The 14,067-nt window shown below is 50.7% G+C and carries 9 protein-coding genes; 3 read left to right on the top strand and 6 right to left on the bottom strand.

Translation table 11 applies throughout. The features are described from left to right. Positions 1-243: 243 nt before the first annotated feature. From ACFOET_RS05575 to ACFOET_RS05550, 6 genes are all read right to left on the bottom strand, one after another. Positions 244-492, bottom strand: coding sequence for a hypothetical protein (locus ACFOET_RS05575; RefSeq protein ID WP_379020423.1), 249 nt, complete (start codon positions 490-492; stop codon positions 244-246). A 24-nt stretch (positions 493-516) separates the two neighbouring features. Next, positions 517-1,527, bottom strand: coding sequence for a PorP/SprF family type IX secretion system membrane protein (locus ACFOET_RS05570; RefSeq protein ID WP_379020421.1), 1,011 nt, complete (start codon positions 1,525-1,527; stop codon positions 517-519). Between the two features lie 33 nt (positions 1,528-1,560). Further along, entirely contained in the window at positions 1,561-4,089 is a 2,529-nt protein-coding gene (locus ACFOET_RS05565; protein ID WP_456320327.1) for a DUF7507 domain-containing protein, read from the bottom strand. Beyond that, positions 4,019-6,826 carry a DUF7507 domain-containing protein gene (locus ACFOET_RS05560; protein WP_456320326.1) on the bottom strand — a complete coding sequence of 936 codons (2,808 nt, stop codon included), beginning with the start codon at positions 6,824-6,826 and terminating at the stop codon, positions 4,019-4,021. The genes ACFOET_RS05565 and ACFOET_RS05560 overlap by 71 nt, the downstream gene beginning before the upstream one ends. Before the next feature lie 1,571 nt (positions 6,827-8,397). Further along, positions 8,398-9,519 carry an AraC family transcriptional regulator gene (locus tag ACFOET_RS05555; RefSeq protein ID WP_379020417.1) on the bottom strand — a complete coding sequence of 374 codons (1,122 nt, stop codon included), beginning with the start codon at positions 9,517-9,519 and terminating at the stop codon, positions 8,398-8,400. Beyond that, positions 9,516-10,607: an AraC family transcriptional regulator gene (locus ACFOET_RS05550; protein WP_379020415.1), complete on the bottom strand. Its 1,092-nt coding sequence runs from the start codon at positions 10,605-10,607 to the stop codon at positions 9,516-9,518. The genes ACFOET_RS05555 and ACFOET_RS05550 overlap by 4 nt, the downstream gene beginning before the upstream one ends. Positions 10,608-11,222: 615 nt before the next feature. On the opposite strand from ACFOET_RS05550, the gene ACFOET_RS05545 reads away from it, so the two are divergent. The 3 genes from ACFOET_RS05545 (at position 11,223) to ACFOET_RS05535 (ending at position 13,863) form a co-directional block, all read left to right on the top strand. Further along, positions 11,223-11,882, top strand: a complete 660-nt coding sequence (locus tag ACFOET_RS05545; protein ID WP_379020413.1) for an HAD family hydrolase — start codon at positions 11,223-11,225, stop codon at positions 11,880-11,882. A 112-nt stretch (positions 11,883-11,994) separates the two neighbouring features. Then, on the top strand, positions 11,995-12,840 hold the full coding sequence (locus ACFOET_RS05540; RefSeq protein ID WP_379020411.1) for a helix-turn-helix domain-containing protein: 846 nt from the start codon (positions 11,995-11,997) through the stop codon (positions 12,838-12,840). Positions 12,841-12,882: 42 nt separating this feature from the next. Further along, positions 12,883-13,863 (top strand): c-type cytochrome, encoded by a 981-nt coding sequence (locus ACFOET_RS05535; protein WP_379020409.1) that lies wholly within the window; start codon positions 12,883-12,885, stop codon positions 13,861-13,863. Positions 13,864-14,067 lie beyond the last annotated feature (204 nt).

Genomic DNA, 14,067 nt, shown 5'->3' with positions numbered 1-14,067 from the left:
CTTGCGCGAATCCGCCAGCTTCGCATAAAGCGCCGCCGCATTGGCGTACTCAAACCTGCCGTACAGCTCCTCCGCACGCTCGCGGAGACCGACCTGCTCCTGGGCCAACGCTGGCAGTGTCGCTGACATGACGCCAATGACGACGCATAATATGTTGAGGGTAAAAAACCGGGGCCGCCTTACTATCGCATTATCCTTCATTGGTATATGATTTTAACATAAGCTGTTATTCTGTGTGTAATTTCAATCGTGGTTTATTTCCTTGATATTGGTAATGAGACGCAACAGGTACGCATAAGCCTTTGCGCCGTCTTCAATAGTATACTCGATTTCCCCCCAGGATATCAGGTATCCGCGACCATAGATTTCGGACACCAGTATTGGATACCACTCCTTTCCCTTTACCCATATTTCCATGCGGGGGTCATCCCGGATGTACGAAAAACCGGATTCCACGGTATCTAAATATTCTGCAATTCGAGAGAGTAACATCCTATATACTAATTAAAAATGCCGCTAAAAAAACCGGGGACTCAGCAACCTATTCGATCGTCCCCCGAAAGTGATACCCAGGGATACTTCGTGCGAGCCGTTCTGCACGCTGCTCAGCTGGCTCAGGATATAATCGTATGAATATCCAATCCGCAGCGCAGATGTCACATAAAGCTGGGCGATTGCAGAAACTGAATTCTGCTTACTCAGTCTGTTACCTGTGAAACGCGCGAAGTCCTTCCGGAAAACAGTAACCCCCGTCCGCCAACCCCCGCCGATCCAGAACCGGTTATCGAAGATAAACATGGCGTTTACATCCACACTTGTTGGTCCTTTAAAATCCTCTTTCACCAATACGCTTGGACGCAGTTTCAAACCGCTGTCAAAACCGATCAGCGCACCGCCGATGAAATACATATGCCGCCTTCGACGAATGTTGTCGGTAGAGGTATTGTCCCACCGGAAGATGTTGTTGCTCTGATCACCTGACAGCAAGTCCATTACCGACGCCCCCACGTACCACCGCGGGTTATAGTAGTAAACCCCGAAGCGGATGTCGGGCACCCAATTGCTTATCCGCCCGGGAGGAACTACTTGGTCCGCCACATCATTTGGGTCTAACATTGTACCATCCAAGCTGTACTGCGTGACTCCCGCACCGAGGCCAAAACTCAGCCGCTGGGTATCCTCATCGTTGAGCCGCAGCCGGAACGCATAATTTGCATACGCCGAAGTAGCCGACTGCGGACCGAGCCGATCTGTTGCTACCTGCAGGCCAATACCATGGCGCTTGGAAACGGGGTCTAAGATACCATCTATGGACACCGTCCCTGTCTCCGGCGCACCCGCTAATCCCACCCACTGACTCCGCAGGCCCAGCTGTCCGAACCACTCCTCTTTATAACCCGTATACGCCGGGTTAACGCTCATCGAGTTAAAGATGTACTGCGTAAACTGAATGTTCTGCTGCGCTTTTGCGATGATGCAGGCGCAAGAAAAAACCAGCAATACAGATGTTTTTATGCAATTTTTCATATAATACTTATTCATTGCTAGTGCCTCCCCGGATTACCTACGTTTTATCAGTACCCAGCCTTTGTGTACGGTCTCTTTCCCGTCTTTTCGCAGCGTTATCATGTAATAATAGGTCCCCTCACCAATGCCTTGGGCCGTCCAATCTTGCTGGTAATTCCGGCTCCGGTAAACCTCATTACCCCAGCGGTTGAAGATAAGTACCTCTGCGTTATCGTAATCAGAAAGCCCAACGATCACAAAACGGTCATTCTGACCATCGCCGTTCGGCGTGATGATGTTCGGGATGTGGAATCCGGCAATCGTGATGCGTACGGTCGCCACATTCGTCCAATTGCCGTTGGCATCCATTACCCGGTAGGTGAATTCATCCGGACCGGTGTAATATTGGTTCGGTGTATAAGTTACCGTACCATCGCCATTCACCTGCAACGTACCATGTTGCGGCTGGGCTACAATTTCCACCGTCGCTGGATCCAAAGGCGCCGTATCCGGCTGATCATTACTAATCAGTTGTATCGGTACCGGCCCATTGAATGTGCCGTTCGCGACGTCGTCGGCTGCCGTAGGTTGACTTTGTATGACGGTAATCGTCACCGTCGCCGGGTCAGACTGCAGGCCGTTTACGTCGCTTACGACATACCTGATGATCGATTTGCCGTAAAATTCGCGGATCGGTGTGAACGTAATCGTACCGTCGGCTCCCACCGTATAGGTACCTCCTCCCTCAATGGTTACTTCTTCGCTTAGCTCACCTGTTTCCGGGTCGATCAGGCGGACGGTGGCCGGATCCAGCTCACTGCTGCCCTCCTCGTCGTTATCCAGCACGTTGACGGTCACCGGTGTATTTTGCGGCGTTGATTCCTCGTCATCCAACGTCTCAGGACCTTCGGCCACCAGCACCAATGTCGGCACATCGTTAGTCACATCATCGCCCGATACATCTTCGATCGCGACACCCGCGGGGCTTTCCGCGGCAACTGTTGCGCTGGTGACCACCTGCTTCGCCAGGATGTCTGCTGCCGTGATCGTATAGCGGAACGTTCTGACAAAGCTTTCTCCCGGAGCCAGTGTTTCGTCCACCTGCACATCCTCCAATCCCAGTTTCGCATCATTCAGCACGAAGCCGCTAAGGGTGGTATTGCCCGTGTTGGTTACGGTAAACCGGTACTCAATCTCATCTCCAACGATGAAGGCACCGTTCCGGCCTGATCCGCTGTTGGTAACCGCCACCACCAGGGCGACGGCCGGCTTCACTTGGATCGGTGTGATGGTGCAGTCCTTGCAATTTTCATCTACCGGTGCATCTGGATCTGACGGATCCGGATCGTGCGAGTCGTTTCGAACCGGCTCTCCACTTGGTCCTTGTCCGGTCACCTCCGCCTGGTTGTATACATACCCGGCGTCAACATCAGCTTGCGTAATCGTATGAGTGGCAGTCGCATTGACTGATTCTCCAGGTGTTAATTTCGCAATTCTATTAGGAGAAAGACTACCAGTATCTGCATTGTCATCTGATATTTCGATGTTGCTCAACGTCACGTTTCCGGTATTTGTCACGACCAAATCATAGACAATCACATCGCCGACCTGCACATATTCGCCTGGTCGAGTTCGTTTAGTAATGGTAATCGCCAATGACTGCGTCAGTTCAGCCCATGTTGGATCATCCGAATCGGGTGTACCAGGATCATCCGAATCGTCCGTTACCGGATTGCCGGTCGGGTCCTCGCCCGTGGCCGTCGCCTGGTTGCTTACACCGCCGCTATCCAGGTCATCCAATGTGATAGCATGCGTAACCATTACGGTCGTGCTCGCACCCGGAGCAAGCGTGCCGATGTTCTCCTGACCCGCAGGGATAACCGCGTTGGCATCCGTCAGTACAATGTTGTCAACCGTCACGTTGCCCGTGTTGGTAACCAAAATATCGTAGGTGATCACATCGTCTATCGCGTTATAGGGCCCAGCGCTCGTGATGACCTTGGTCACCGTCAGCTCAGGCGTCTGCACCACATCCGTGTCGGTCGGATCGTCCGGGTCAGCCGTGCTTGGGTCATCCGAGTCGTCCGTCACCGGATCACCGGCCGGATCCTCGCCCGTGGCCGTTGCCTGGTTGCTCACGCTACCCGCATCAAGGTCCGCCTGCGTGACCGCATGCGTAACCGCTACCGTCGTGCTCGCGCCCGGCGCAAGCGTGCCGATGTTCTCCTCACCCGCAGGGATAACCGCGTTGGCATCCGTCAGTACAATGTTGTCAATCGTCACGTTGCCCGTGTTGACAACCACAATATCGTAGGTGATCACGTCGCCTACCGCGTTATAGGGACCCGCACTCGTGATCACCTTCGTCACCGTCAGCTCAGGCGTCTGCACCACGTCCGTGTCGGTCGGATCGTCCGGGTCAGCCGTGCTTGGGTCATCCGAGTCGTCCGTCACCGGGTCACCGGCCGGATCCTCGCCCGTGGCGGTGGCCTGGTTGCTCACGCTACCCGCATCAAGGTCCGCCTGCGTGACCGCATGCGTAACCGTTACCGTCGTGCTCGCGCCAGGCGCAAGCGTACCGATGTTCTCTTCGCCCGCAGGGATAACCGCGTTGGCATCCGTCAGTACAATGTTNGTCCGTGTCGGTCGGATCGTCCGGGTCAGCCGTGCTTGGATCATCCGAGTCGTCCGTCACCGGGTCACCGGCCGGATCCTCGCCCGTGGCCGTCGCCTGGTTGCTCACGCTACCCGCATCAAGGTCCGCCTGCGTGACCGCATGCGTGACCGTTACCGTCGTGCTCGCGCCAGGCGCAAGCGTACCGATGTTCTCTTCGCCCGCAGGGATAACCGCGTTGGCATCCGTCAGTACAATGTTGTCAATCGTCACGTTGCCCGTGTTGGCAACCACAATATCGTAGGTGATCACGTCGCCTACCGCGTTATAGGGACCCGTGCTCGTGATGACCTTCGTCACCGTCAGCTCAGGCGTCTGCACCACCTCTGTATCCGTCGGATCGTCCGGGTCAGCCGTGCTTGGATCATCCGAGTCGTCCGTCACCGGGACACCGGCCGGGTCCTCGCCCGTGGCCGTTGCCTGGTTGCTCACGCTGCCCGCATCAAGGTCCGCCTGCGTGACCGCATGCGTAACCGTTACCGTCGTGCTCGCACCCGGAGCAAGCGTGCCGATATTCTCCTCACCCGCAGGGATAACCGCGTTGGCATCCGTCAGTACAATGTTGTCAACCGTCACGTTGCCCGTGTTGGCAACCACAATATCGTAGGTGATCACATCGTCTATCGCGTTATAGGGCCCAGCACTCGTGATGACCTTCGTCACCGTCAGCTCAGGCGCCTGCACCACGTCCGTGTCGGTCGGATCGTCCGGGTCAGCCGTGCTTGGATCATCCGAGTCGTCCGTCACCGGGTCACCGGCCGGATCCTCGCCCGTGGCCGTCGCCTGGTTGCTCACGCTGCCCGCATCAAGGTCCGCCTGCGTGACCGCATGCGTAACCGTTACCGTCGTGCTCGCACCCGGAGCAAGCGTGCCGATGTTCTCCTCGCCCGCAGGGATAACCGCGTTGGCATCCGTCAGTACAATGTTGTCAACCGTCACGTTGCCCGTGTTGGTAACCACAATATCGTAGGTGATCACGTCGTCCGTGCTGTCGTAGGGACCCGTGCTCGTGATCACCTTCGTCACCGTCAGCTCGGGATTTGCCACAACAGTTATCGTAACCGTAATAGGATCTGAGACCACGCCATCATCGGTGGTCAATGTATAAGTATACGTATCGACGCCGTAGAAATCTTCATTCGGCGTGTAGGTTACGGTGCCATCTGGATTAACCACGGTAACGCCATTTGTCGGCACTGTAGCTATATTCACCTCCGTGTCAATTCCACTAGGGCCATCATTTGTTTTCACCGTTGTGGTTACCGTTGAATTGGCATCGACTGTATCCTCATCGTCAACACCCACCGGCTTTACCGCTATCGTGACGGTAATCGGGGCAGACTCTACGCCGTCGACTGATATTAGTGTGTAGGTGTACGTGTCCTCACCGATGAAGTCCGCATCCGGCGTGTATAGAATCTGGCCTGGATTATCGGGATCTTCGATAGCCGTACCGTTTGCCGGATCACTAATTGTTCCAAAGTCTATCGTAGAACCGATCGGATTACCTGAACCATCATCCGGACCGTCATTTGCGCGTACGTTCGTACTGACCGGTTGGCCAACCGCCGTCTCGTCAGTATCGTTGGCACCAATTGGTATTACCGTAATCGTGAGCGCTGCAGGTTCGCTTTCAGCACCGAGCTCATCCTTAATCGTATATTGAACTGGTGTAGCAATACCCGCAAAGCCGGGCAACGGTACAAACTCAATGGCACCGGTTGTGGGGTTAACCGTATAGGTTCCCTCACCAGCCACAATGATTTCCGTTACGCGATTATTACCATCTTCGGGATCTACCAATTGCACGGCAGTCACATCAATGGTTGCATTTCCGTCACCGTCGGTATCGTTGGTTAACACGCTGACATCGATTGTTTCGCCCTGATTGATGGTTTCCACATCATCAACAGCAACCGGTGGGATATTGACTGCTATCGTCGCATTTCCCAATATGTTATTACAATTGCCACCCAGTCCATTATTGTCACACTCATAATGCGGGTCTGTAGGTGGAGTACCAATATCAGGATTCGTAGCGTCCGGATCGGTTACGTCATTCGGTCGCAAAATGGTTGCTTCCACACTTAGCGGATTGCCACTCAGCGCGGCTCCGACTTGGCCTACTATCGTGAATACAATCTCACATCCGGTTGGCAGGTCAAGCAGTGCGGTATAATTGCCCTCGCTATCGATCGTCGGCGCATTCACAACACCGCAGGTAGTCTCAAAAGTCACGTTGCTTAGATCCTCAATGGTGAACCCTTCAGGCACCGTAAACTGAAATGGTGCTCCGGCCACGTCGCTTTCACTATCAATGCTAGGGTCGTTGTTGTTGCGCACCGTTACCTGATAACTCACTTCGTCGCCAATGTTGACTTTAGGACCGGCGGTCGTGGTCACACTGACCACCTCCAGGTCGGCCACCAGCAACTCGATTTCCAATTCTTCGGTTTGCCCGGTTCCAATAATATACGACCAGGTATCTAATGATCGTTCATTGCCGAAGCTGTATAAGCCGTCACCTGAGTTCCCTGAACCTGAGCTGTTGGCGTGCCGTCCCCACCTATGCCCATTGTCACTTGCACCAAAGGCCGGATTAGCCGGATTGCTATGCAGCCCGCTACCATCCCTTCCGTTGTACATTGGATTCGGCTGGGTGTTTGCGTTTCCGCCCGTCACATCGGTATCGTCCCAGTACACAATGTCGCCCCCGGGCGTAATTGCATTGCCACTTTCATCCAGCAATTGGATAATCGTCCCATTGGGATTGATTTCCATATCGATGTAAGGGAAATGCACCTCCGCGCCGAACAAGCGCAGATTGACTTGGGCGGGCACACTACCCGCTGGCAATTTGTTTCCATTACCGTCGGTTCCGTCCCAGTAGATCTCATTGGGTCCAACCACCGCATTTGTTGTAATCATCTTTGCGGGATACGCAGCACCATTCGGATCCGCTATGGTGATCTCAACCGTGCCAATTATGTTTGACTCAAAATTGATGTATCCACCCTTATTGCTGAGTTGATTGGGAACACCTTCAGCGCCGGTGACCGACAAATTCGTAATGGTCGGGGTCAGCGCCTCATTCTTTAACCAGGTGGTTGTTACCGTTCCATCTAAGAAAATCGCTGCGCTCGCCGGCAGGTCAGCGGCCGGCAATGTATAGAACATCTTATGGGTCACGTTTGTCGCATCATCCGCGGCCCTTGGATCTTTTGTCCTTGCCCGTACGGTTGCTGCTGACGAGGAATTCAAGCTCTTGTAGCTGGGTATTTGCGTAGCAGGATCCAAAAAACCTTTGTTGTTCACAAAAAATGTAAAGTATGCCCCCACGCTGCCGTTATTGTCCACTTGGTATACCCACCCATCTCGGGTCAGCGGATACGTCTTTGCGTAAAATCCACCGGTGGCCAACCAGTCCTGCCCGATATTGAGGTTCATTACCGTCGTATATACCCGACCTGGAATATAACTTGCCACGCCGGTGTTCCATACGGATATATCCCAAGCCGCTATGTTGGGATTGCCCGTTGCCTGAGACCACGAATCATTGGCGTTCACATTAGCCACGCTTACCTCGTTTGTCGTTGCATTGGTAGTTGGTGTCAGTTCAATGCTGTAGATACCCGCTACGGTTGCCGAATAGTACTGCGGCGTATACTGATCGCCTGTAGCAGTACCGCCATATGGCGCCGGACCCGCTAATTCGGCTAACCGATTCGGTATCCGGCCTGTACTTCCATCGTAAGAAATAACCGTACTGTTTCCAGCCGGATCGGTCACGATAAACTGGCCCTGCAATCCCGTACCCAGGCCATGCGCGCTGGACGCGATGGCGATTACCTCGCCCGCATCGGCATAGACATAATGCACGCCCAATGTTTTAAATGGCCAAGAGTTGTCAGAGTCCGGCCCCGTATTACTGTACAGAAACGCCCGTTTCCCAGGCACTCCTGCAGGATACATATCCCTCGAACCATCCGCAAAACTCTGAGTTGTCCAGAGCAGATTAATGAATACAAAAAGAACGGAGAGAAAAAGTTTGTCGTAAATGTTTCTCATATTATATGGGTATGTAATTCCACAGCAGAATGCAAGGCCATTAGACCAATTTCCAGATGCAAACATCTGGCGAAGCAGCGGAAAAAACGTCTCAAATACTTGGGATGTCAGCCAACCCAATCCGTTGAGACGTGATCCCCGAACTCTTTCTATCGAACACCAGTGCGGTATGCTGTCGGTGTACATCCCTGAAATTGCTTGAAGTATCGATTGAACGAAGCTTTTGCTGTAAAACCGCTACCCAGGAAGATTTCGGTGATACTCATTTCGGGATGAGCGCGCATCAGCACAATGGAATGGTTTATCCGGTGCTCGTTGATGTATGTGTTGAAATTCTTGCCTATCCGGACGGAAAACACCTGTGACAAGTGGTGTTTGGGGATTTTCAGGTGTTGTGCCAACGATGCCAGGGAAAGACTATCATCTAGGTAAACCTTATCAGTCTCAACCAAATTCCGCAACTGTGCCTCGTAGACAATCAACTGCTCCGTCGGGATGGCTGATTTTTGGTATCTTACCTCCTGCTTCTCCTCGCCTTTATCCGGTGTCAAAGCCGCTACGGATGGCGTAGCAACCTGCTTCTCTGCTGAATCGGTCTTATCTTGAACATGCGGCTTGCTTATGACCCGCTTCACAATAGCGGAAAACAAAATAACCGCGGCGCTCAACATCGTTAAAAAGACAACAGCGCCCTTAAAACGGGACTGGAAATATCCATTTGCAAAACCGGAGTAAGTAAATACCAGGAAAACCACTGCTATAAACGCGAGAACTATAGCCATGACCGAAACCATCCGCACGTCTTCATTGCGGGTGGCAACGGCGCTTGAACTTCTGAAAAACAGCGCCCACATCGCATATAGAAAAAACGAGAGCGACAGGGTTCCGTATAAGCTTAGGATTAAGATACGTGTGTAATGCTCACTTAATGAGGGGAAGATCAGCCAAAGGATATAGCTTAACAGAAAAATAAAGAAAGGAAGGGCATGAAGTAGCAGCTGCTTGATTTTAAGTGGTAATCCGGCTGCCACTTGGTAGGCGAAATACAGGAAAGGGCCATACAATAACCCGTACGGGGCGAGATAATCCAACCGCATATTGCTTGGGAAATAGACACGTACAAGCCAGGCGTGCGTAGCGTGCAGTGCCAAGCATCCAAGAAAAATACGGAGATATCGGTCCATTGCACTGCGCAGGCCTGCCTGTACACTGATGTTAACTGCGAGCAAGGATACACAGATGACGGCCACCAATATGTAGGAAGATATCACTGCTGTATGTGTAGCATTTGATTAGCTATCGATCGATATTCCGAGGGTGTCATGCCAGTATACTCTTTAAAGTATCTATTAAATGAGGTTTTTGAGTTAAAGCCGCACTCGTAGGACAGCGAATCCAGCGTGATGGTATCCCCCATTTCCGGAATACGGGTTATCGCATATTCCGTACGTGCAGCGGCGATAAATGAATAAAAGGCTTTCTTATAGTACCTGTTGAACACTTGTGTCAGTTGGTGGCGTGGGATAGATGTACGCTGAGAAAGCATATCAAGCGATACTGCTGGATTTAAGAATAGCTTCGACTGGATCAACTCTTTGTCAATGACGTCGGCCATATGCTGTACTAATCCGCTAGGCAGCTCCGAGACAGTGGCATCAGCTAACCCAGCATTATCTTCATCGATAAGCCGTGCCTTCACATCCACGATAGGGACACCCCGTGTCAATCGATACTTCAGCACCAATGCGAATCCGATGGCTAGGAAAAGGAATACCATTGGTCTCACTTCGAATCCCATACCGCTACCTCCGGCGTGGAGTTCATATAAAACTAAGTAAGTCAGTACAACTAGCCCAAAATAGAGCAACGTTAGCTGTCGGATAAGGACATCTGTTGGCGTCGGCGGCCTTTTAGAACGGCTATAAAGCCGTACGGTCATGGTAGCATAAACCAGCAACGACAAGATACATGACGCATAGTAAACAGAAGAATAACCTATTGCCCATCCACTTTCCTGGGGCCGCAGCCAGGCGATGACAAAAAGCACTAAATGCAGGCAAAACGGTGAAGAGAAGCATAACATTTGCCAGCGTGATACCGTTTTCATTTGGTAATATGCATGCGCGAACAGGTAAAGCAACATCGAATATGCCAACCCGAAAGGCACAGGGAGTTCATATTGTCCTTTGTCTGCGGCTACAATCCATATCAACTTATAAACGATGTGCGCACACATCGTCCAAGAACCGATGACCAAGAATCGGTAGGGGTGCTTACGGGCTCGGAAAAACGTTAACAAAAAACAACCGCAAGATATCAGGGTATAGATCAGTATAGCAGAAACGAATAGTTCTTCCATAAACTCAGATCGCCTTACTTTGCCGTCCTTTCTAAAAAAGTGTCATCAACATACATGGCGATGATACAAGACAAAATTTCTTTCATTTTAAGCTAAGGTATCTTACGTAACTCATAACACAGTTCAATGCAGTCGTTACTAATTTGTTTACAAATATTGTGTTTTTTTTACAAATGTCGTAAGTGGTTATCGGTAATAGTACAGCCTTGCCGAACACCTGTACCTTGAAGGCGAGGTTGGGTATAACCAACCGCTGTGCGTTCGGCACATTTGCCTCCCAGTTAATGATGTTACAGTACGCGTTGCACCGACCAGAACCGTCGAGGTAGCCGCCTTAGTGCCGAAACTGCTGTGCGAGCCGAAAAATAAAAAACACTTCGGACGCAAAGCTACCTGATAGAAAGACACCGGTCAATCGTATTCTACGGAAAATATTGACCACGTTTTTCTACTCGTATAGAAATTTTTTTATGTTTTTTATTCGTAAAAATTTGAAGTACTCGTTTCAGTAGCCTATATATGCAAGGTGCTTTCTTGATTATCAACTAAATTCCAATTTAGCAGCGTTTATAACTTTTTCTATTTATTGAAATTCGAATTTGATTATATTTCGCCATGCAAAAAACAATAAGGTCCGTAATCTTTGACTTGGATGGCACACTCGCCAACACATTGCCGTTATGCATTAGCGCTTTCCGGGCTTCGATAGAGCCCCTTGCAAATAGAGCAGTTTCGGATGCGGAGATCATTGCCACTTTCGGCCCATCAGAAGAGGGCACAATCATGTCGCTTGCACCTAACCACTATGAGCAAGGGATAGCTGATTATTTGAGGCATTACCGAGTATTGCACGATATGTGTCCTACTGCATTCACTGGCATAGCAGATTTGCTCGACATACTTACCTTACGCGGCGTGGCGCTCGCCATGGTGACCGGCAAAGGGCCGGTAAGTACAAAAATTTCGCTGGAACACTTCGGTCTGACCCGATTTTTTCAAGTGATCGAAACAGGATCCCCCGCTGGACCGGTAAAAGCACAGGGTATACGAAAAGTGCTGAAAACGCTTTCGATTAAAGATAAAAGCCAGGTCATCTATGTGGGAGACGCCCCAAGTGACGTCTCGGCAGCCAGAGAAGCGGGCATCGCAGTGATTGGCGCCGCATGGGCGGAAACTACCGATGCTAAGGCACTGGAAGCGATGCAGCCTGACGCATTGTTTTATGCGGTGGACGATTTTAAAACCTGGTTAAACGATGGAAGACTGCCGGCTTAGCCGGTACAACGATCTATTATCACGTCAATCAACAGACCTCTTTTCATATGCAAAAATTTCATAGCTTTGCCTAGACAGCAAACAACAACCTAGCAACTTATCTTCCGAAACCATGTTGGAGAAACATATTAAGATCACAAAGTTGGATCAACACGAAACTTCGAATCTAAAAGGCCACTATTATTCGTTCATCTGGACCACCAGCACCGCAGCGGCCTTACTTATCGATGGCATGCCACATCAGCATGTAGCCAACAGTATGTTCTTTCTAGGCCCTGCCTTTCAGTGGAAAGTTGCAAAAACCGCTGGTTCCGTTTCGGCAGGGTACGCGATGTTCCTAACCGAGACTTTCTTGGCGGATCCGTTGTTGAGCAGGATGAAAGTGAACGATTTGTGTGTGCTACAACCGCACAGCGTCAATTGCTCACCGGTGAATCCCGCCATTGAAGCAAGGCTACTGACCATCCTGGAGTTGATCGATGAATTGCTCACCACCCAGCTAATACATAAAGAAGAGGCCCTCCGTGGCTTGGTCTGCACACTGTTCAGTTATTGCGACCAGCTGTGCAAATTTATGTCCGCGATAGGCAATCCGCGAGCAAAGGATGCGCTAATTTATAAGTACAAAAAGCTACTAGCATCAAAAATTAACGAACTCCATGACGTAAATGATTATGCTTATTTACTAAACATTTCGTCGAAATACCTGAATGAATGTACCCAGGATGTCCTTCAGATGACCGCTAAAAGCCTAATCATCGAACAGCTTACCATACATGCGCGGCGGCAGCTGAAATTTTCCGACAAAACGGTAAAAGAAATCAGCTTTCATTTGGGCTTTTCTTCCCCGGATTATTTCAGTACATTCTGTAAAAAGCACATCGGCTGCTCTCCAACGACGTACAGATCCGCATCAGCCGAAAAAAACGAAGGTCTTTCCGATATTATCACAGCTTAACGATGGGCACAAAAACTATTTTTGCCTATCTATATAACACTGATGACTAAAATCTTGAAAATTTCTACGTATGTGCTGGCAGGTGCTGCACTTGCTATCATTATTATTGTTTGCTACCTTTCTTTTGCGTTACCCAGTGTTGGCGATGCCCCTCACTTGGAAATCGTTTCAACACCCGAAAAAATAGAAAGAGGAAGATACCTTGCCTATCATGTCATGCTGTGTGCAGACTGCCATTCGAAAAGAGACTTCTCCTTATTTGCCGGGCCTCCTCATTCGGGCACGGAGTTTACAGGAGGTGAGGTTTTCGACCATTCATTAGGATTTCCGGGCCGGTTTATATCGGCAAACATAACGCCGTATGGCATCGGCGAGTGGACTGACGGTGAACTTTTCCGGCTCATTACCACCGGTGTGAAGCGAGACGGCGAGCCTATTTTTCCCGTAATGCCTTATCACAGTTACGGCAAGGTCGACGCTGCAGATATCGAAGCAGTGATAGCTTATCTCCGTACACTGAAGCCGGTTGAAACTGACCATCCTAAATCCAAGGCCGATTTTCCGGTAAATTTAATTATGCGAACCATGCCGCAAAAAGCGGAATTTTCAGCCAAACCATCTGAACAAGACCGTCTAAGTCATGGGAAGTATCTTTTTACGGCAGCTGCGTGCGGCGATTGCCATACGAAGTTTGAAAAAGGTAGCTTTGTGGGCCCCATGGGCGGCGGTGGCCGCGAATTCGGTTTTCCCGATGGCAGCGTGGTGCGTTCCGCCAATTTAACGCCACATGAAACAGGCTTAAAACATTTCACCCGTGATGCCTTCGTGCAGCGTTTTAAGGTATATGCAGACTCGACATACACGTATACCGCTATTAAACGCGGCGACTTTCAAACGCTCATGCCTTGGGGTATGTATGCTGGCATGACTGAAAACGATCTGGCTTCAATTTTTGATTACCTGCAAACGCTAGCCCCCTATGATAACGCCGTACAGCGGTTTACACCGACTGCTGAAAAATAGCGTTATCAGCTCTATTAAATTGTCTGTTGCAGTGCCTATTTATTAGCTTACCGCTAAGAAAATCTTGTAGTTAAGTTAGTGAATTATTTTCAGTATTCCAGCACGGTCACTTCAGTCCGCCTGTTGGCCTGGTGCTGCTCGCGCGAGCAGGGAACACCGTTGCTGCATCCGTTCACCAGCCGTGTCTCCCCGTAGCCCTGGGCA

The sequence above is a fragment of the Parapedobacter deserti genome (assembly GCF_042646065.1).
Lineage (GTDB): Bacteria > Bacteroidota > Bacteroidia > Sphingobacteriales > Sphingobacteriaceae > Parapedobacter > Parapedobacter deserti.
This window is presented reverse-complemented; position numbering and strand designations above follow the sequence as displayed.